General features: G+C 51.7%; 15 protein-coding genes and 1 pseudogene. 10 read left to right on the top strand and 6 right to left on the bottom strand.

Going from position 1 to position 18,749, the window contains the following annotated elements:
• Window positions 1-34 precede the first annotated feature (34 nt).
• Both DBY90_RS01440 and ruvC read right to left on the bottom strand, forming a co-directional pair.
• Complete coding sequence (locus tag DBY90_RS01440) at window positions 35-904, bottom strand: lipid A biosynthesis lauroyl acyltransferase (protein WP_070491270.1); 870 nt, start codon at window positions 902-904, stop codon at window positions 35-37.
• A 129-nt stretch (window positions 905-1,033) separates the two neighbouring features.
• Window positions 1,034-1,582, bottom strand: coding sequence for a crossover junction endodeoxyribonuclease RuvC (gene ruvC / locus DBY90_RS01435; protein WP_070491268.1), 549 nt, complete (start codon window positions 1,580-1,582; stop codon window positions 1,034-1,036).
• 192 nt (window positions 1,583-1,774) lie between these two features.
• Here ruvC and DBY90_RS01430 point away from each other — a divergent pair, with 192 nt between their 5' ends.
• The gene (locus DBY90_RS01430; RefSeq protein ID WP_070491266.1) at window positions 1,775-2,110 is read left to right on the top strand and encodes a porin family protein; all 336 of its coding nucleotides are present in this window, start codon (window positions 1,775-1,777) and stop codon (window positions 2,108-2,110) included.
• A gap of 79 nt (window positions 2,111-2,189) precedes the next feature.
• Here DBY90_RS01430 and rfaQ read toward each other — a convergent pair whose 3' ends face one another.
• Window positions 2,190-3,275, bottom strand: coding sequence for a putative lipopolysaccharide heptosyltransferase III (gene rfaQ, locus DBY90_RS01425; protein WP_070491264.1), 1,086 nt, complete (start codon window positions 3,273-3,275; stop codon window positions 2,190-2,192).
• A gap of 209 nt (window positions 3,276-3,484) precedes the next feature.
• Between rfaQ and DBY90_RS01420 the strand changes: the two genes are divergently transcribed.
• The 3 genes from DBY90_RS01420 (at window position 3,485) to DBY90_RS01410 (ending at window position 7,575) form a co-directional block, all read left to right on the top strand.
• Complete coding sequence (locus tag DBY90_RS01420) at window positions 3,485-4,357, top strand: prephenate dehydrogenase (protein ID WP_070491261.1); 873 nt, start codon at window positions 3,485-3,487, stop codon at window positions 4,355-4,357.
• Window positions 4,358-4,519: 162 nt separating this feature from the next.
• Window positions 4,520-6,433, top strand: a complete 1,914-nt coding sequence (gene dxs / locus DBY90_RS01415) for a 1-deoxy-D-xylulose-5-phosphate synthase (protein WP_070491259.1) — start codon at window positions 4,520-4,522, stop codon at window positions 6,431-6,433.
• A 311-nt stretch (window positions 6,434-6,744) separates the two neighbouring features.
• Window positions 6,745-7,575, top strand: coding sequence for a carbon-nitrogen hydrolase family protein (locus DBY90_RS01410; RefSeq protein ID WP_070492598.1), 831 nt, complete (start codon window positions 6,745-6,747; stop codon window positions 7,573-7,575).
• A 142-nt stretch (window positions 7,576-7,717) separates the two neighbouring features.
• Here DBY90_RS01410 and DBY90_RS01405 read toward each other — a convergent pair whose 3' ends face one another.
• Together DBY90_RS01405 and DBY90_RS01400 are read right to left on the bottom strand one after the other, a co-directional pair.
• Window positions 7,718-8,158 (bottom strand): TIGR01244 family sulfur transferase, encoded by a 441-nt coding sequence (locus DBY90_RS01405; RefSeq protein WP_070492597.1) that lies wholly within the window; start codon window positions 8,156-8,158, stop codon window positions 7,718-7,720.
• A 64-nt stretch (window positions 8,159-8,222) separates the two neighbouring features.
• Window positions 8,223-9,986 (bottom strand): M61 family metallopeptidase, encoded by a 1,764-nt coding sequence (locus tag DBY90_RS01400; RefSeq protein ID WP_070492596.1) that lies wholly within the window; start codon window positions 9,984-9,986, stop codon window positions 8,223-8,225.
• Window positions 9,987-10,315: 329 nt separating this feature from the next.
• Between DBY90_RS01400 and ccoN the strand changes: the two genes are divergently transcribed.
• Genes ccoN through ccoP form a run of 4 tightly spaced genes read left to right on the top strand, consistent with a single transcriptional unit; the run spans window position 10,316 to window position 13,951 of the window.
• Window positions 10,316-11,749 carry a cytochrome-c oxidase, cbb3-type subunit I gene (ccoN, locus tag DBY90_RS01395; protein WP_186805879.1) on the top strand — a complete coding sequence of 478 codons (1,434 nt, stop codon included), beginning with the start codon at window positions 10,316-10,318 and terminating at the stop codon, window positions 11,747-11,749.
• A gap of 23 nt (window positions 11,750-11,772) precedes the next feature.
• Window positions 11,773-12,384, top strand: a complete 612-nt coding sequence (gene ccoO / locus DBY90_RS01390; protein WP_003741675.1) for a cytochrome-c oxidase, cbb3-type subunit II — start codon at window positions 11,773-11,775, stop codon at window positions 12,382-12,384.
• Window positions 12,385-12,388: 4 nt separating this feature from the next.
• Window positions 12,389-12,556, top strand: a complete 168-nt coding sequence (locus DBY90_RS01385; protein WP_003741673.1) for a cbb3-type cytochrome oxidase subunit 3 — start codon at window positions 12,389-12,391, stop codon at window positions 12,554-12,556.
• Window positions 12,557-12,586: 30 nt separating this feature from the next.
• Window positions 12,587-13,951 carry a cytochrome-c oxidase, cbb3-type subunit III gene (gene ccoP / locus DBY90_RS01380; protein ID WP_083286746.1) on the top strand — a complete coding sequence of 455 codons (1,365 nt, stop codon included), beginning with the start codon at window positions 12,587-12,589 and terminating at the stop codon, window positions 13,949-13,951.
• Window positions 13,952-14,127: 176 nt separating this feature from the next.
• Here ccoP and DBY90_RS01375 read toward each other — a convergent pair whose 3' ends face one another.
• Window positions 14,128-15,228: an anhydro-N-acetylmuramic acid kinase gene (locus tag DBY90_RS01375; protein ID WP_070492595.1), complete on the bottom strand. Its 1,101-nt coding sequence runs from the start codon at window positions 15,226-15,228 to the stop codon at window positions 14,128-14,130.
• 172 nt (window positions 15,229-15,400) lie between these two features.
• On the opposite strand from DBY90_RS01375, the gene DBY90_RS01370 reads away from it, so the two are divergent.
• Both DBY90_RS01370 and DBY90_RS01360 read left to right on the top strand, forming a co-directional pair.
• Window positions 15,401-16,975, top strand: coding sequence for an inorganic phosphate transporter (locus DBY90_RS01370; RefSeq protein WP_070492594.1), 1,575 nt, complete (start codon window positions 15,401-15,403; stop codon window positions 16,973-16,975).
• Between the two features lie 552 nt (window positions 16,976-17,527).
• Window positions 17,528-18,534 (top strand): annotated as a pseudogene (locus tag DBY90_RS01360) (IS5 family transposase).
• Window positions 18,535-18,749 lie beyond the last annotated feature (215 nt).

The following is an 18,749-nucleotide window of genomic DNA, read 5'->3' as shown; positions in this document are numbered from 1 at the left end:
ACGGGCTTTGTTTTTTGATGTAACTGTATGTAATTCAATAAAATCCCTGTTCGCCTTCGGGACGGGTTTTGAAGCGTTTGTGCAGCCAGAAATATTGTTCGGGATTTTCCCTTGCCCGTGCTTCGATAAAGTCGTTCATGCGCTGGGTGTCGGCTACAACGTCGTCTGAAGGGAAGTTTTCCCATGCGGGATAGAAACGCAGCGTAACGGTGTTGTCGGCGTTGCGCGTGGGAATGGCGGGGATGACTTTGGCTTTCGTCATGCCGGCGATGCGGCTCAAGCCTGAAATTGTGGCGGTGGGAATGCCGAAAAAGTTGACGAAGATGGAGTCGTTGCGGCCGAAATCCTGGTCGGGCAGGTAAAGGAAGGGGGCGTTGCTTTTGCGCAGTTGCTTGATAATCGCGCGCAGGCCTTCGGTGCGGCCGATGAGGAAGACGTTGTTGTAGCGGTGGCGGCCTTTGAGGATTTGTTCGTCCAACGCTTTATTTTTTTGGTGCGAATACATGCTGGTCAGCGGCACGTCCTGATTGAGGGTGTAAACCGCCATTTCAAATGCGGTGAAGTGCGGATAAAGCAGGATGACTTTTTCGCCCGCCGCGAGCGCGTTATCGAGATGGTGTTTGTCTTGATAATGCACGAGTTTGCGCAGCCTGTCGGCAGGCGCGTACCAATACAGGCCGTATTCGAGCATCAGCTTCGCCATGTGCTGAAAATGGCGTTTGAGCACGGCTTTGCGTTGGTCTTCGCTCCATTCGGGAAAGCATTTTCTGAGGTTGGTCTCGCCGACTTTACGGCGCGGTTTGACGGCGTAATAGGCGAGGATGCCCACTGCGTCGGCGATTTTGTGTATAACTTTGAAGGGCAGAAGCTGGATGAGGTAGAGGAGGAAAAAGGCGGCTTTCATGTCGTCTGTCGCGGGATGGTGCGGGAAAAAGGGAATTATAACGGAAAGGTCTGTTTTTCAGTCAGAGAGTAGGAGTCTGAGTAAACTTGTTTTGGCGAAACCCGCTACGCTCGTTTTCAGACGACCTTTTCACCATTGGAAGCGTCCCCGTTTGACTTTCATTCCGTTGGGGTTCAACTGTGCGGCAAGTCCGTGGTTGCGCAGGGCATGGGTCAGGGCGACGGCGAGGCCGTCGGCGGCATCGGATTGGGGCGTGCCCGAAAGGGAGAGCATTTGCACGACCATGTGCTGTACTTGTTCTTTCGCTGCCTTGCCTTTGCCGACGACGGCCTGTTTGACTTGCAAGGCAGTGTATTCGGATACGGGCAAGCCATGCATGACCAATGCAGCCAATGCCGCGCCGCGCGCCTGTCCGAGCATGAGTGTGGAGGCAGGATTGACGTTGACGAATACCTGCTCCACGGCGGCCTGTTGCGGCTGGTAAGTTCGGACGATTTCATCGATATGGCGTACGATGACGGCGATGCGTTCCGACAGCGGCGCGTTCGGAGGAGTTTTGATGCAGCCGGATGCGATGTAGAAATGCTCGCGGCCGCGGACGTCGATGACGCCGAAGCCGGTTACGCGGCTGCCGGGGTCTATGCCTAGGATGCGGGTGGTTTGTGAAGCGGAAGTCATGATTATGCTGTTGAGGCGGGGAAACCGGGATTATAGTGAAATCAATATGAAACGGATATGGGTTGCAAGGTGTCTTTTCAGACGACGTTTTCACGATTTATGGTTTGTTTACGCAAGAGGGGCATATACTGGTTGGCCAAATTGGTTATCGCTATTCGGGTGTGTAAGAAATATTTGAAAGGAACGGAAAAGATGAAACCCTTGTATATTTTGGTTGCTGCATTGACGGCTTTGCCTGTGTTGGCGACGGCAGAAGTCCGCCTCTATGGCGAAATCAAAAGCGGCGTCGAAGCGTCGCGCATCAAATCGGGAGGCAGTTCGGTATCACATAGCGGTGTATATGATTCGGGCAGTTATGTCGGTTTGCGCGGCTCGCTACCCATAGTCGGTGGGAATAATGTGTTGTTTCAGGCAGAACAGGATACGCCGGTAGGTTCGCGCAGCCTGTCGCGCACGGTTTGGCATAGCCCTTCCCCCCATGCAGGCAATATGGGAGATGATGGGGCAGGGCAGTTTGGGAAATATTGAATTTTTTGTCGTTCGTGTCATGAAAAGGTCGTCTGAAAACGGATCTGGGAGTTTCAGACGACGACCTTTACCTTTTTGTTTAAGTTTCTTTGTTTAAACCTAGCTTTTCAGCGATTTTGTTCCACACGGCTTCCAGCGGAATGGCCTTGAGCAGGCGTGTGTTGTCGGATGTGTTGATGCTGTCGGGGTGGGGTAGGTCGCCGAAATCGCCTGCCCAAATAACCTCGGCATTGTCGGAATAGGGATGCCATCTGTCCAGCCATGAGGGGCCGAACAGGGCGATTTGCGGCTTGTCCAGCGCGGCGGCGATGTGCATGGGTGCCGAATCTACGCCTATGAAGAGTTTGCAGCCGTCGATGGCGGCAGCCAGTTCGCGCAGGTTGAGGTTGCCCGACAGTATCCATAGTTTCCCACCTTCGGGAATTTTGACGCGTTCTAAAACCGCATCGATCATTTGTTGTTCGGTTGCTGAGGGTGCGGCGGTTAAAACGACGTTTTGACCGTGGTTGAGCAGTAATTGGACAATGGCGGCGTTTTTGCCGTCTTCCCAGCATTTGAATTCCCAACGTGAGCCCGGATGGAACAACACATAATCTTCCCCATTCCAGCCTTGTTTTTTCAGCTTGCTTTGCAAATTCGAGCGGGCATCTTCGCCGATTGCCATCATCACTTTTGCCGGCTGCGTTTCCTCAGGGCGGATAAGCGGCGGCAAAACGTTCATATGGTATTCGGTAATGTGGCAGCCGCGTCCGGCTTCGGGGTTGAGGAAGTCGTGGCACCAACGCCAGAAAAAGCGGTCGCGTTTGATATGGCTGATGCCGACGCTGCATTGTGCGCAGAATTTGGCGAGTATTGCCGCACGCCATTGGTCGGACAGGTTGAACGCCCAGTCGTACCCGCGTTTTTTCAGGCGCGAGAACAGCTTTTTCTCTTCGGACAGCTGGGTTTTCAAGCCCTGCTTTTTCCAGGAGCGGTCTATGGTGAATATTTCGGCAATTTCGGGATTATCGCTGATGATGTCGGCGGTTTCCCGGTAAACCAGCATATCGATTTCGCAATCGGGAAAGCGGGTCTTTAGGGCGTGGACGACGGGCGTCGCCAACAGCACGTCGCCGTGGTGGCGCAGCTTGATGACTAAAATACGTTTCGGTTGGGCCAAGGACATAGTTTGCTTTCGGCGGATGGATTTCGGTCTGCCTATTGTAAAACGAAACGGCACAATGGCAACTGCCTTTTTATGGTCGGACGGATGGTGCGCGAGGCAGTATCGTTGCCGATATGCGTTTGCCTTTCGGATACGATAGAATGCGGACAATTAATCCCTAAAATAGCGGGCGTGCCGTTTTCAGACGACCTTTGTCCCGCGTACCTGCTATGAATACACTCAAACACATCGTCCTTATCGGTGTCGGGCTGATCGGCGGCTCGTTCGTGTTGGACTTGAAACGGCTCGGATTGGTCGATACGGTAACCGGCATTGATTTGGATCGCGACAACCTTGACCGTGCGCTTGAACGGCGCGTCATTGATCGCGCCTACACGCAAATCGACGCTTTGAGTATGCACGAAGCGGATTTGGCCGTTATCGCTACGCCTGTTTCCACATTTCCCGACATCTGCCGCACCGTCCGACCTTATTTGAACGCGCATACCGTGGTTACCGATGTGGGCAGTACCAAACAATCTGCCGTTCAGGCTTTCCGCAGCGTCCTGCCCGAACATTTGTCCCATTGCATCGCCGCACATCCGATTGCAGGCTCTGACAGGAGCGGCGCGCTTTCCGCACAGTTCGGATTGTTTCAGGACAGGAAGCTGGTGATCACGCCGCATGGGGAAGAAGATGAACAGGCCGCCGGCCTGGTTGAAAACTTGTGGCGGGCAGTCGGAGCGCAGACTTTCCGTATGAGCGCGGAAGAACACGATGCCGTTTTTGCCGCCGTTTCCCATATGCCGCATCTTGCCGCCTTTGCATACGTCCATCAAATCGCCGATCATCCCGATGGTCGGCGCTACCTCGAATTTGCTGCCACGGGTTTCCGTGATTTTACGCGCATCGCATCCAGTCATCCCGCCGTATGGACGGACATCTGCCTTGCCAACAAAAACAGCCTGTTGGATTTGATAGGCGGCCTGCGTACCCAGTTGTCCGAACTCGAACGCATCCTGTCCGAAGAAGACCGCGCCGCCCTTTACCGCTATTTTGCCGCTGCTAAACAAACCCGCGATGAATGGCTGGAACGGCAGTAGAATGATTTTAGGTTTGAAAGAGGCAGTTTCAGACGACCTTTATATAAATAGACAGTTAAATCAGGTCGTCTGAAAACAAAGCTTCGTCAAAACCCTTTATCCGAACAGGACAACTCTTGCTATAATTGTCCGATAGACACAATAAGCCCGCAAAGACACACCATGAGCCACACTCCGTTATTAGACACCATCCATCTGCCGCAGGATTTGCGCAGGCTGGATAAAAGCCTGCTGCCGCAGGTTGCCGCCGAATTGCGGGCATTCCTACTCGAATCCGTCGGACAAACCGGCGGTCATTTCGCCAGCAACTTGGGCGCGGTCGAGCTGACGGTGGCTTTGCACTACGTCTATCACACGCCTGAAGACCATTTGGTTTGGGACGTCGGCCATCAAAGTTATCCGCACAAAATCCTCACCGGCCGCAAAAACCAGATGCAAACCATGCGCCGCTACGGCGGCTTGGCGGGCTTCCCCAAGCGCAGCGAATCCGAATACGACGCTTTCGGCGTGGGTCATTCCTCCACCTCCATCGGCGCGGCTTTGGGCATGGCGGCGGCAGACAAGCTTTTGGGCAGCGACCGCCGCAGCGTAGCCATTATCGGCGACGGCGCGATGACGGCGGGTCAGGCGTTTGAAGCCTTGAACTGCGCAGGCGATATGGACGTGAACCTGCTGGTCATCCTCAACGACAACGAAATGTCGATTTCCCCCAACGTCGGCGCGCTGCCGAAATACCTTGCCAGCAACGTCGTGCGCGATATGCGCGGCGTGTTGAGCACCATCAAGGCGCAATCGAGCAAAGTTTTGGACAAGCTGCCCGGCGCGATGGAGCTTGCCCAAAAAGTCGAGCACAAAATCAAAACGCTGGCGGGCGAAGCCGAACACGCCAAGCAGTCGCTGTCTTTGTTTGAAAACTTCGGTTTCCGCTACACCGGCCCCGTGGACGGTCACAACGTCGAGCATCTGGTTGACGTATTGAGAGACTTGCGCGGCCGCAAAGGCCCGCAACTGCTGCACGTCATCACCAAAAAAGGCAACGGTTACAAACTCGCCGAAAACGACCCCGTCAAATACCACGCCGTCGCCAACCTGCCCAAAGACGTTTCAGACGACCCCAAACCCGCAACGTCGTCTGAAAAAGAAAACAAGCCCGCCGCCAAACCAACCTATACGCAGGTATTCGGCAAATGGCTGTGCGACCAGGCGGCGGCAGATTCCCGATTGGCAGCGATTACCCCCGCCATGCGCGAGGGCAGCGGATTGGTTGAATTCGAACAACAATTTCCCGACCGCTATTTCGACGTCGGCATCGCCGAGCAGCACGCCGTTACCTTTGCCGGCGGTTTGGCTTGCGAAGGCATGAAGCCCGTCGTCGCCATTTACTCCACCTTCCTCCAGCGCGGCTATGACCAACTGGTGCACGACATCGCCCTGCAAAACCTGCCCGTTTTGTTTGCCGTCGACCGCGCGGGCATCGTCGGCGCAGACGGTCCGACCCATGCCGGTTTGTACGATTTGAGCTTCTTGCGCTGCGTGCCGAACATGATTGTTGCCGCGCCGAGTGATGAAAACGAATGCCGCCTGCTGCTTTCAACCTGCTATCAGGCAAACGCCCCCGCTGCCGTCCGTTATCCGCGCGGCACGGGAACAGGCGCGCCCGTTTCAGACGACCTCGAAACCGTAGCCATCGGCAAAGGCATCATCCGCCGTCAAGGTGAGAAAACCGCATTCATCGCCTTCGGCAGCATGATCGCCCCCGCATTGACGGTTGCCGAAAAACTGAACGCCACCGTCGCCGATATGCGCTTCGTCAAACCGATAGACGAGGAACTCATCGTCCGCCTCGCCCAAAGCCACGACTACATCGTTACTGCCGAAGAAAACGCCGAACAAGGCGGCGCAGGCAGCGCGGTGTTGGAAGTGTTGGCGAAACACGGCATCTGCAAACCCGTTTTACTCTTGGGCGTTGCCGACACCGTAACCGAACACGGCGATCCGAAAAAACTTTTGGACGATTTGGGCTTGAGTGCAGACGCAATGGAAAAACGCATACGCGGATGGCTGCCGGCGGCTTGAACTGAAGCTGCGATGAACTAACGCCGCCCGTTGCAAGCAATGAATAAAGGTCGTCTGAAAACGGATTTTCAGACGACCTTTGCCATGTTTTCGATACGGTTTATTTATCGGCGTATTGCGTGTGGACGGAAATGACGGCTGATGATGTGTGCCGTATCAAAAACGAAGCGAACTGCCATATCAAATAGCAAGCCTATGCCGTTGTTTCAAATTACACAGAGAATAGTACAGGTATTTTCTTTGGACATACCGTGAATCTTTGTTCAGACGACCTGCCGGCAGGTCGTCTGAACACGCAGATAGGAACTGACATGCAAAAAAACATCCGCGCCGCTGCCGTACAAATGATTTCGTCCACCGACCCCGATGCCAACATCGACACCATGAAACGCCTCGTGCGCCAAGCAGCCGAACAAGGCGCGGATTGGGTGCTGTTGCCTGAATATTGGCCGCTGATGGGGCGCAAGGATACCGACAAACTGACTTTTGCTGAACCTTTAGTCGGTAGTAATTTTAGTGAAACTCGCTGCGCTCGTTTTCAGACGACCTTGAGCGAGACAGCGGCGGAGTGCGGCGTAGTGCTGTTCGGCGGCACGGTTCCGCTGCAAAGCCCCGACAAAGGCAAGGTCATGAACACGATGTTGGTGTACGACTGCGACGGCACGCAAATCGGGCTGTACCACAAAATGCACCTGTTCGGTTTCTCAGGCTTGGGCGAACGCTATGCTGAGGCGGACACCATCAGCGCAGGCGGCGATGTACCGAAATTGACTGCCGACGGCGTGCCGCTTGCCGCCGGAGTGTGCTACGACTTGCGCTTTCCCGAGTTTTTCCGCGCCCAGCAGCCGTTTGACGTTTTGCTGCTGCCCGCCGCTTTTACTTACACAACAGGCAAAGCGCATTGGGAATTGCTGCTGCGCACCCGCGCGGTGGAAAACCAATGCTACGTCATCGCTTCGGCGCAAGGCGGAGAACACGAAAGCGGCAGGCGCACGTTCGGCCATAGTATGATTATCGACCCGTGGGGCGAAATCTTGGGTGTATTGCCCGAAGGCGAGGGCATTGTCATTGCCGATTTGGACGCTACAAGGCTGCAAAGCGTGCGCACCAGACTGCCTGCTTTGAAGCACAGGTTGTTGTGAAGATGATTAAAACGTGATTCAAGCTTGTAGAACAGGCATGAATGTGTTTGATGGAACAGTAAAAAAGGTCGTCTGAAAACGGTTTCCATTCGTTGAAACGGTTTTTCAGACGACCTTTGCCTTTGGGTAAACGGATAGCGTGTTACGCCAGACCGTTTTGTTGCGCGTCTTGCAGGCGGGCTTCGAAGTTGCTCAGGTTGACGCCTGCTTGTTGTGCGGCAGCGACGACGTCGGCGACGCTTGCGCCGTTTTGCACCTGATGATAGCCCCAGAGCAGGGAGCAGCGGGTGCCGGTGCGGCAGTAGGCGAGGACGGGTTGGGGAACGCTTTTGAGCAGGTTTTGGAAGGCAGCAACATCGGCGGCGTTGATGGCGGGCGCGACGACGGGCTGATGGTGGTGTTCACAGATGCCCGCGGCTTCAAGCCAGCCTTCGACTTGTTTGAATGTAACTTGGTTTTCTTCTTCGCCGTCGGGACGGTTGCAGATGACGGTTTGGATGCCGAGTTTGGCGGCTTCTTGTACGTCTGCTTCGGTCAGTTGCGGGGCGATGTAGAGGTTGTCGGCAAGTTTTTGGATAGACATGGGTTTTCCTTTCTGTAAGTGGTTTTCAGACGACCTCAATCTGGTATTTGAGGTCGTCTGAAAATCAGGCTCGGTCATTATAAAGCCAGTTTTCAAATAATTCGCGGTCGGTGATGTAGAGGACGGCGGTGTCGGCTTCGGCGGCTTGGACGGTAATGTCGGCGACGTACAGGATGCCGGTGCGGAAGTAGTGGAGGCGGGCGGTGGTGCCGATGGGGAGCTGCGCCCACTGTGCGGCAAGGTCGGTGCAGGCGTAGCCGTCGATGGCGATGATTTTGTCCTGCGGGCAGAGGGCGGCGTTTTCTGCGCTGCCGCCGTTGAAGACGTGGGTCAGGGTGGCGTGGTCGCTGCTTTGTTTGAACCTTGCGCCGAAGTCGGACGCGGGAGCGGGCGTTTCGGTTGGCGGTTCGGACAGGAATGCGCCGCCGTGGCTGCGCGGCTGTGCCTGCCATTGCAGTCCGATGCCTATGGTGGCGAGGAGTTCGGCAAGGGGTAGGTCGGCGGTGGTGTAGAGGGTCGTCTGAAAAAAGTCTTCGAGGTCTAGACCGGTAAACGCTTGGCAACGGGCTTGCCATTGTTTTTCGGGGATGCCTTGTCGGGTGTCCAGCCAATCGCGGTAGTGTTGCTGCATGACGCTGTCGAGGGTGTGTCGCCCGCTGCTTTTACTGCGGATGGCGAGGTCGAGGCAGAGGGCAGCGAGCGCGCCTTTTTGGTAGTAGCTGACGATGGCGTTGGGGCTGTTTTCGTCTTGTTTGTAGAATTTGTTCCAAGCAGTGAAGCTGGATTCGGCTAGGCTTTGTTTCAGACGACCTTTGGTTTGCTGCACGCGGGTGATGCTTTGGGCGAGCAGGCGCAGGTAGGCTTCGGGGGCGATGGTGCGGCTGCGGGCGAGGAAGAGATCGTCGTAGTAGGAGGTGATGCCTTCAAACGCCCAGAGTTGCTCGGTGTAGTTTTCGCGGTCGAGGTCGTAGGGGGCGAAGACGGCGGGTTTGATGGATTTGACGTTCCAGGCGTGGAAGTATTCGTGTGAGAACAGTCCGAGCAGTTGGGTGTAGGCGTCATTGGCGTCGGTCATGCCGTGCGGCGGCAGACTGTGGCGGTCGGCGAGCAGAGCGGTGCTACTGATGTGTTCAAGTCCGCCGTAGATGTTGTCGCCGACGTGGAGCAGAAAGAGGTAATGCGTGAACGGGGCAGGGGAGGGGAACATTGCCAGTTCGGTTTCGCAGATTTTGCGGATGTCTGACACGAGGCGGTTGCGGTCGAAATCGGGATAGTGGCCGCTTAAGGCGATGCGGTGCGGTATGCCGCCGGCTTCGAAATCGAGAAATTCGATGTTGCCCAGTTCGACAGGGTGGTCGATTAAGTCGTGGTAGGAGGTCGTCTGAAAACTGTGGATGTCGGTTTGGGGTAGGGTGGTGGCAATCCGCCATGTTTTCGGCAGAATGGGGAATTCGATTTGGTGCGCGCTGTTTTCTTGTCCGTTTACCTGTAAAAAGAGGCATGCGCCGTCAAAGAACCCGCGTTCGGCAGTCAAAAACGAGCCGCGGACAGACAAGTCGTAGGCGTAAACGGTGTAGTAAATTTCCCACTCGCCGGACTGCGGGGCAGTGCGCCATCGGTTTTTTTTGACTTGGGTCAGATGGGTATATTCGCCATTGCAAAAGGCGTGGATGGTGGTGATGTGGCGTGAGAAATCGCGTATCAGATAGCTGCCGGGAACCCAGTTCGGAAGGCTGATTTCTGTTTCTAAATCATGTTCTTGTCGGAAGGTTAGGCGGATGTGCCACTCGTGGGCGAGCGGGTTGGGGGTGATTTTGTAATTAATCATGACTATTGGTACATTTGTTAAATTTTATGAATATGGAAGTCAAGTTATGCAATTTAATTTATATCAATAAAGCCTCATTCAAAAGGGAGGCTTGAAAAAATAAAGTAGTACTATTAGGAGGGTTTTTAAATAAAATTATGATTATAAAGTAAAAAATATAAAAAATCGATGGTGTGGCCATATGGTGTGAAATGTAATTCCGCTTGGCTAGGCTTGTCTTATATGTTAAATTTAGAAAAATTTAAACTTAGCCCTTATTGCGTTTTTTCAAAATGCATACGGCAAAGTGAGATAAAAAATTTTTATTCCCATAATTCATGGAGACTCTCATGGACACACAAACTTATAACTACAAAGTGGTGCGCCAGTTCGCCATCATGACCGTAGTTTGGGGCATTGTGGGCATGTTGGTCGGCGTCATTGTCGCCGCCCAATTGTTTGCCCCCGCCCTCGATTTATCAGATGTCGGCCCCTGGTTCCACTTCGGCCGTCTGCGTCCGTTGCACACTAACGCAGTAATTTTTGCGTTCGGCGGTTGCGGTCTGATGGGTACATCATACTACGTTGTTCAACGTACCTGTAATGCACGTCTGTTTGGCGGTTGGCTGCCGGCATTTACCTTCTGGGGTTGGCAGGCGGTTATCGTTAGCGCAGTCGTCAGCCTGCCTTTGGGTTATACCCAAGCTAAAGAGTATGCTGAATTGGAATGGCCTATCGACATCCTGATCGCTTTGGTTTGGATTGCTTACGCCATCGTATTCTTCGGTACGATTGCCAAACGTAAAATCAAACACATCTACGTTGCCAACTGGTTCTACGGCGGCTTCATCTTGGCTGTCGCACTGTTGCACATCGTCAATAACATCAGCATCCCTGCCGGTCTGATGAAATCTTACCCTGTGTACGCCGGTGCGATCGATGCGATGGTTCAATGGTGGTACGGTCATAACGCGGTGGGCTTTTTCCTGACTGCGGGCTTCTTGGGTATGATGTACTACTTCGTACCGAAACAAGCAGGCCGTCCGGTTTATTCTTACCGCCTGTCCGTCGTCCACTTCTGGGCTTTGATTTTTACCTATATGTGGGCAGGTTCCCACCACTTGCACTATACCGCTCTGCCTGACTGGACCCAGTCTTTGGGTATGGTGTTGTCCCTGATTCTGTTCGCACCTTCTTGGGGCGGTATGATCAACGGTATCATGACCTTGTCCGGCGCATGGGACAAACTGCGTACCGACCCTATCTTGAAATTCTTGATCGTTTCTCTGTCCTTCTACGGTATGTCTACCTTCGAAGGTCCGATGATGTCCATCAAAACCGTCAATGCTTTGAGCCACTACACTGACTGGACTGTCGCACACGTTCATGCCGGCGCTTTGGGCTGGGTAGGCTTTGTGACCATTGGTTCCGTGTACTACATGATTCCGCGTCTGTTCGGTAAAAATGAAATGTACAGCACCAAATTGGTAGAAGCACACTTCTGGATTGCGACCATCGGCGTGGTTCTGTATATCGCCGCCATGTGGATTGCCGGTGTATTGCAAGGTCTGATGTGGGGTTCTCTGAACGCTGACGGTACTTTGACTTATTCGTTTGTAGAGTCAGTTAAACGCACCATGCCTTACTACATGATTCGTTTCACCGGCGGCCTGCTGTACCTGAGCGGTATGTGTATCATGGCATACAACGTTTACCGTACAGCCATCAGTGGCAAAGCGGTTGATGCCGAGATTCCCGCGGTGTCTCAAACCCAGCACCACTAAAAACATAAGAAAAGGCTACCAAAATGAAATTACAACAATTAGCTGAAGAAAAAGTCGGCGTCCTGATTGTATTTACCCTGCTTGTAGTCAGCGTAGGTCTGTTGATTGAAGCCGTGCCGCTGTTCTTCTCCAAGGCTGTAACCCAGCCTATTGAAGGTGTGAAACCTTATAACGCTTTGCAAGTGGCTGGTCGCGACATCTATATCCGCGAGGGTTGTTACAACTGTCACTCTCAAATGATTCGTCCGTTCCGTGCAGAAACCGAACGTTACGGTCACTACTCCGTTGCCGGTGAGTCTGTTTATGACCATCCGTTCCAATGGGGTTCCAAACGTACCGGTCCGGATTTGGCTCGTGTGGGCGGTCGCTATTCCGACGAATGGCACCGCATCCACCTGCTGAATCCGCGCGACGTTGTGCCGGAGTCCAATATGCCTGCTTTCCCATGGCTTGCCCGCAACAAAGTTGATGCCGAAGCAACCGTAGCGCATATGAAAGCCCTGCGTAAAGTCGGTACGCCTTACAGCGATGAAGAGATTGCCAAAGCTCCTGAAGCTTTGGCAGACAAATCAGAGCTGGATGCGGTGATTGCATACCTGCAAGGCTTAGGCTTGGCATTGAAAAACGTAAGGTAACATCATGGACGCAAACTGGGCTCGCTCGCTCTTCACTGTTTGGGTTTTTATCAGCTTCATCTTAGTGCTTTATATTGTTTTTAATCGACGTAATAAAAAGAACTACGATGATGCTGCCAACAGTATTTTCGAAAATGATGATAAAGAGTCGTCTGAAAAAGACGGGCGATAACAGTTTAGTCCGTGATCACGGAGCAAAAGAATGAACACAACATCCCAATTTACCAGCAATTTCTGGAATATATACATTGCAGTTATTGTCGTGCTTAGCTTTATCGGTTTGGCATGGCTGCTGCTTTCCCAAAACGTTGTGAAACGTCCGAAAAAGGGCGAAGAAGTCAAAACGACAGGCCATGAATGGGACGGTATTGAAGAATACAACAACCCGTTGCCGCGTTGGTGGTTTTGGCTGTATGTCTGCACTTGGTTGTTCGGTATCGGCTACCTGATTATGTATCCGGGTTTAGGCGATTATAAAGGTCAGTGGAAATGGAGCAGCAAGGGACAATACGAGAAAGAAATGGCTAAAGCCGATCAAGAGTACGGCAAAGTTTATGCCAAATTTGCCAAAATGCCGATTGAGCAAGTGGCAAAAGATCCTGAAGCACGCGCCATCGGTCAAAACCTCTTCAATACCTACTGTATCCAATGTCACGGTTCTGATGCCAAAGGTTCTAAAGGCTTCCCGAATTTGACCGACACCGACTGGCTGTGGGGCGGCGAACCTGAGAAAATCCATGAGACCATTGAAAAAGGCCGTACGGCACAAATGGCTGCATGGGGTCCTGCACTGGGTGAAGAACGCGTAAAAGATGTGGCAAACTATGTCATGTCCTTGTCCAAACCTAAGGACCAATACGATGAAGAGCGTGCAGAACGCGGTAAAGCATTGTTCAGCGGTCCTCCGGCAAACTGCTTTACCTGTCACGGCGATAAAGGTCAAGGTATCCAAGGACTGGGTCCGAACCTGACCGATGACGTATGGTTGTGGGGCGGTACTCAAAAATCGATTATCGAAACCATCACCAACGGCCGACACAGTCAAATGCCGGCTTGGGGTCGTTTCTTGGATAAAGACAAACTCCACATCATGACTGCGTATGTATGGGGTCTGTCCAACAAAGACGGCAAAGCGCCTGTGAAAAAAGCCGAACCTGCTCCCGCACCGGCACCTGCTTCTGCTGCCGCTTCATCCGCTGCCGCTTCATCTGCGTCCGCACCTGCACAAGCTGAAAAAGCAGCTTCAGCAGCTGATGCAAAGGCGGCCACTCCTGCCGAAGCCAAGCCGGTAGAAAAAGCAGACGCTTCTTCTGCCAAAGTAGACGGTAAAGCTGTTTTTGAAGCCAACTGTAAAGCGTGCCACGGCGGTAACATCCCGGGCGCTCCGGTTGTCGGTAAAAAAGACGATTGGGCTCCGCGTATCAAACAAGGTAAAGATACCCTGCACAAACACGCGATTGAAGGCTTCAATTCCATGCCGGCAAAAGGCGGTAACTCAAGTCTGAGCGATGACGAAGTCAAAGCTGCGGTTGACTATATGGCCAACCAATCCGGCGCTAAATTCTAAATCGTAGAAATTAAAACGCACCTTTTAATAAGGTGCGTTTTTTTATGATTAAACCATATGTTGTTGTAGCGGTTTAATTTCTTTCTTTATTTCATTTCAAATGTAGATAGAGAAGGGCGATTTTCTTATGGTTGCCATGGGATAGTAAAGTACCTAATAAAATTAGAGAGACATATTTAAGGATAATATCCTGCACCCAAAATACAGGATTTTTCTGCCCCTGTCGCATGGTGTGGACTGCTTGGAATTTTATTCATCCAACAGGCGGCAAGCCAACCGAAGGCAGCGGCTTCGACCCATTGCGGATCAAGGTTGAGTGCTGCTGTACTATGTAATTTCGTGGTAGAGGAAAAAAGTTGGTGCAAATCTTCCATTAAAACGGGATTGCGGATACCTCCTCCACAAACATAAAGATTGCAAACATCAGGAGCGGCCGAGATGGTCGCATCATAAATCGTTTGGGCAGTAAACTTTAGTAAAGTTCGCAAAATATCTTCCGGTTTTTCACCACCTTTCAGACGACCTTTCAACCAATCCAATGAAAATAATTCACGTCCGGTACTTTTGGGATATGGAGAGGAAAAATATGGGTGGTCAAGCAGACGGGTTAGTAGATCGGGTAAAACGGTTCCTGTTGCCGCAATTAAGCCGTCTTTGTCATAAGGACGTTGCCAAACAGCTTGCATCCATGCATCGGACAGCATATTGCCCGGGCCAGTGTCAAAGCCGAATGCCGGAGAAGAATTTGGTAGGACGCTGATGTTGGAAATACCGCCGATATTCAAAACAACGCGTGTCTCAGAGTCGCTTTGGAATAAAGCTTGATGGAATGCGGGAACAAGAGGGGCGCCTTGTCCGCCTGCCGCTAAATCCCTGCTGCGGAAATCGCCGATGGTAAAGATGCCGGTCAGATGTGCCAAAAGCGGTAGATCGGCAAGTTGTATGCTGTATCCTGCTTCAGGGGCATGGCGGACAGTCTGTCCGTGGCAGCCAATGGCGGCAATATCGTGGGCTTGTAGGTTGGTTTGTTTTAGCAGTAAAGAAACCGTATCTGCGTAAAGGCGGCTTAGTTTTTGAGATAGCAGCATACTGCGGTGCAGTTCATTGTTGCCGATATTTTGCAAATCCAGCAAATCATGCCTAAGGTCGTCTGAATAGGGGATAAATGCGTGGGAGACAGCTTCCAGCCATCGACTGCCTTCCATGCGGATTAAAACTGCGTCCGCACCATCCATGCTGGTGCCGGACATAATGCCGATATAGTTTCGGATATTCATAAAATTATGATTTTGAAGTAGGCAAAAAGAAACATTGTAACGCTGTTTTAGGTTTTATTCGGATTCAGGAGTGGAGGAGATAAAGAAATATTTCAAGAAAGATTGTAAAAAGGTTACAATTAGACAGAGATTCCGAATCTGCCAACTTTCGTATTTCCAAAGGAAAACTTCCATGGCTCAAACTCAACCGAGTGCGAACTTGAAGCTTATTAACGCCGCTTTTGCCGCTATGCTGGTAGGCATGGTCGGCTATTTTATTTATTGGGGTCTGGGGTATACCCATTACAACAATCCTATACTTTTCATCATTGCTACGATGTTCGGCGTATTTATGGCATTTAACGTCGGTGGCAACGATATTGCCAACTCGTTCGGAACCAGTGTCGGATCCGGTACGCTGACCATTCCGCAGGCACTTTTGATTGCCGCTATATTCGAAGTCAGTGGAGCCGTTATCGCGGGCGGTGAGGTTACAGATACTATTCGTAAAGGTATCGTAGATTTAAACGGGTTGGATTTGCAACCCATGCAATTCGTCTTCATTATGATGTCCGCGCTTTTGGCAGCGGCATTATGGCTTTTGTTTGCTTCTCGTAAGGGGCTGCCGGTGTCGACTACCCACGCCATTATTGGTGGTATTGTCGGTAGTGCTTTGTGTATGGCGTTTATGCACAAAATTGATGCGGGTACGCTTATCCAATGGGGCAAGCTTGGAGAGATTGCCCTTTCATGGGTACTGTCGCCAATGCTGGGCGGATTGGTTTCCTACCTCGTTTTCTCCCGTATTAAGAAAAATGTATTAGATTACAACGATTGGGCAGAAGGAACCCTCAAAACCATCAAACAGGAAAAGAAAGCATACAAAGAGCAACATCGTCTTTTCTTTGAAGCTCTGAACGAAACTGAAAAAGTCGAATATGCTACCAAAGTAGCACACGATGCGCAGATTTACGATGAACCTGATTTCGAACCTTCCGAATTACAGTCCGACTATTATCGCGGGTTATATGAATTAGATAATCGTAAAAACGATATTGATTCCTATAAAGCACTTCATTCTTGGGTCCCCTTTATCGGCTCGATAGGCGGTATGATGATTGCAGCGATGCTGATTTTCAAAGGATTGAACAATCTGCATTTGGGCATGAGTAATGTCAACAGTTTTCTGATTATCTTTATGGTCGGTGCGGCAATTTGGATGGCGACGTTTGTATTTGCCAAAAGCATTAAGCGCAAAGATCTTGATAAATCTACTTTTCAAATATTTTCTTGGATGCAGGTCTTCACTGCCTGTGGTTTTGCATTCAGCCATGGAGCGAACGATATTGCCAACGCCATCGGGCCGTTTGCCGCCATTATGGATGCATTGCGTACCAACAGTATTACCGCGCAAAACGCTGTCCCGCCTATCGCTATGCTGACCTTCGGCATCGCACTGATTGTCGGATTATGGTTTGTCGGTAAAGAGGTTATCAAAACCGTCGGAACCAGCTTGGCGGAAATGCACCCTGCTTCCGGTTTTGCTGCCGAACTTTCCGCTGCAGCCGTCGTTATGGCAGCATCCCTCATGGGTTTGCCCGTATCGAGTACCCATATTTTAGTTGGCGCGGTTTTAGGTATCGGTTTGGTTAATCGCAATGCCAACTGGAAACTGATGAAACCGATTGGTTTGGCTTGGGTGATTACATTGCCCGCAGCTGCAGTGTTGTCCGTGATCTCTTATTTGGTGTTGCAGGCGGTTTTCTAACTGTCTCAAAAGTAGAAAGATCGTCTGAAAAATAATTTCAGTTTTAAACCGGTCTCCAAATATTGGATGCTCATAAAAACTTATTCAGACGCCTTGTGTAAGCTGAGTTCTGCGTGCGATAGAACTCAGCTTTTTCAATGTCAAACTGCACCGCTCCTGGTTGTAGTAGTCCATACAATCATCTATCTACTTCATCAATCGTGTCACTTTTTTCGGTTCCAACCCAATATTGTGGCAATGCGCCTTTGTCCGTAGTGCCCTTTATGCTGTTCATAGATTTCGGCGATAGGGCTTCATCGGGGTCGGGTCGGTCTTGATGGTGGTAGTAAAAGCTGCTTTTGGGCAGGTTTGCGATGTGCAGCAGGTATTTGAGCGGGTGTTGCGCCCTCAGTGTTTGGACGGTTTGGCTTTGTCCTTTTCGGTCTGCTTTTGGCTGAGGGCTTTTAACTTCTTTAGGTAGGCAACCTTTGCGCGCATATAACTAGATTGAGACCTTTGCAAAATCCCCCCAAAATCCCCTAAATTCCCACCAAGACATTTAGGGGATTTCTCATGAGTACCTTCTTCCGGCAAACCGCCCAAGCCATGATCGCCAAACACATCGACCGCTTCCCACTATTGAAATTAGATCAAGTGATTGATTGGCAGCCGATCGAACAGTACCTGAATCGTCAAAGAACCCGTTACCTTCGAGACCACCGCGGCCGTCCCGCCTATCCACTGCTGTCCATGTTCAAAGCCGTCCTGCTCGGCCAATGGCACAGCCTCTCCGATCCCGAGCTCGAACACAGCCTCATCACCCGCATCGATTTCAACCTGTTTTGCCGTTTTGACGAACTGAGCATCCCCGATTACAGTACCTTATGCCGCTACCGCAACTGGCTGGCGCAAGACAACACCCTGTCCGAATTGCTGGAACTGATTAACCGCCAACTGACCGAAAAAGGCTTAAAAGTAGAGAAAGCATCCGCCGCCGTCATTGACGCCACCATTATTCAAACCGCCGGCAGCAAACAGCGTCAGGTCATAGAAGTCGATGAAGAAGGACAAGTCAGCGGCCAAACCACACCGAGTAAAGATAAAGATGCCCGTTGGACAAAGAAAAACGGCCTCTACAAACTCAGTTACAAACAACATACCCGTACCGATGAGGAAGGTTATATCGAGAAACTGCACATCACTCCCGCCAATACCCATGAGTGCAACCACCTGTCGCCTTTGTTGGAAGGCATTGCCGAAGGTACGGCCGTCTATGCCGACAAAGGCTACGACAGTGAGGAAAACCGGCAACATCTGAAAGAGCATCGGTTGCCGGACGGCATTATGCGCAAAGCCCACCGCAACCGTCCGCTGACGGGGGGCAGACGAAGCGCAACCGATATTTGTCGAAGACCCGTTATGTGGTCGAACAAAGCTTTGGTACGCTGCACCGTAAATTCCGCTACGCCCGGGCAGCCTATTTCGGGCTGATTAAAGTGAGTGCGCAAAGCCATCTGAAGGCGATGTGTTTGAACCTGTTGAAAGCGGCCAACAGGCTAAGTGTGCCTGTTTGCGCCTAAAAGGTGGCCCGGATGCCTGATTATGGGGCGTCTGGGGAGGATTAAGGGGGCATTTGGGTAAAATCAGAAGGTATTGGGGGAGGAAAATAGCCGAAAACCTGTTTTGGGGTTGCGGTTGTCGGGGGAAGGGCTTTTTTGCAAAGGTCTCCGGTCTGTGTTTTTCGTAGTCGGGCTTGTCTGTGATGAAGGGGTTTTTGCGATGGCGGGGCATGATT

This window comes from Neisseria mucosa, from assembly GCF_003044445.1.
Taxonomy (GTDB): Bacteria; Pseudomonadota; Gammaproteobacteria; order Burkholderiales; family Neisseriaceae; genus Neisseria; species Neisseria mucosa_A.
The sequence above is the reverse complement of the archived record's forward strand: the minus strand, read 5'-3'. Positions and strand labels throughout refer to the sequence as shown.

What these genes read in the sequence shown, in the direction of transcription:
- DBY90_RS01440 (WP_070491270.1), bottom strand. Translation starts at nt 904, where the DNA reads ATGAAAGCCGCCTTTTTCCTCCTCTACCTCATCCAGCTTCTGCCCTTC.
- ruvC (WP_070491268.1), bottom strand. Translation starts at nt 1,582, where the DNA reads ATGACTTCCGCTTCACAAACCACCCGCATCCTAGGCATAGACCCCGGC.
- DBY90_RS01430 (WP_070491266.1), top strand. Translation starts at nt 1,775, where the DNA reads ATGAAACCCTTGTATATTTTGGTTGCTGCATTGACGGCTTTGCCTGTG.
- rfaQ (WP_070491264.1), bottom strand. Translation starts at nt 3,275, where the DNA reads ATGTCCTTGGCCCAACCGAAACGTATTTTAGTCATCAAGCTGCGCCAC.
- DBY90_RS01420 (WP_070491261.1), top strand. Translation starts at nt 3,485, where the DNA reads ATGAATACACTCAAACACATCGTCCTTATCGGTGTCGGGCTGATCGGC.
- dxs (WP_070491259.1), top strand. Translation starts at nt 4,520, where the DNA reads ATGAGCCACACTCCGTTATTAGACACCATCCATCTGCCGCAGGATTTG.
- DBY90_RS01410 (WP_070492598.1), top strand. Translation starts at nt 6,745, where the DNA reads ATGCAAAAAAACATCCGCGCCGCTGCCGTACAAATGATTTCGTCCACC.
- DBY90_RS01405 (WP_070492597.1), bottom strand. Translation starts at nt 8,158, where the DNA reads ATGTCTATCCAAAAACTTGCCGACAACCTCTACATCGCCCCGCAACTG.
- DBY90_RS01400 (WP_070492596.1), bottom strand. Translation starts at nt 9,986, where the DNA reads ATGATTAATTACAAAATCACCCCCAACCCGCTCGCCCACGAGTGGCAC.
- ccoN (WP_186805879.1), top strand. Translation starts at nt 10,316, where the DNA reads ATGGACACACAAACTTATAACTACAAAGTGGTGCGCCAGTTCGCCATC.
- ccoO (WP_003741675.1), top strand. Translation starts at nt 11,773, where the DNA reads ATGAAATTACAACAATTAGCTGAAGAAAAAGTCGGCGTCCTGATTGTA.
- DBY90_RS01385 (WP_003741673.1), top strand. Translation starts at nt 12,389, where the DNA reads ATGGACGCAAACTGGGCTCGCTCGCTCTTCACTGTTTGGGTTTTTATC.
- ccoP (WP_083286746.1), top strand. Translation starts at nt 12,587, where the DNA reads ATGAACACAACATCCCAATTTACCAGCAATTTCTGGAATATATACATT.
- DBY90_RS01375 (WP_070492595.1), bottom strand. Translation starts at nt 15,228, where the DNA reads ATGAATATCCGAAACTATATCGGCATTATGTCCGGCACCAGCATGGAT.
- DBY90_RS01370 (WP_070492594.1), top strand. Translation starts at nt 15,401, where the DNA reads ATGGCTCAAACTCAACCGAGTGCGAACTTGAAGCTTATTAACGCCGCT.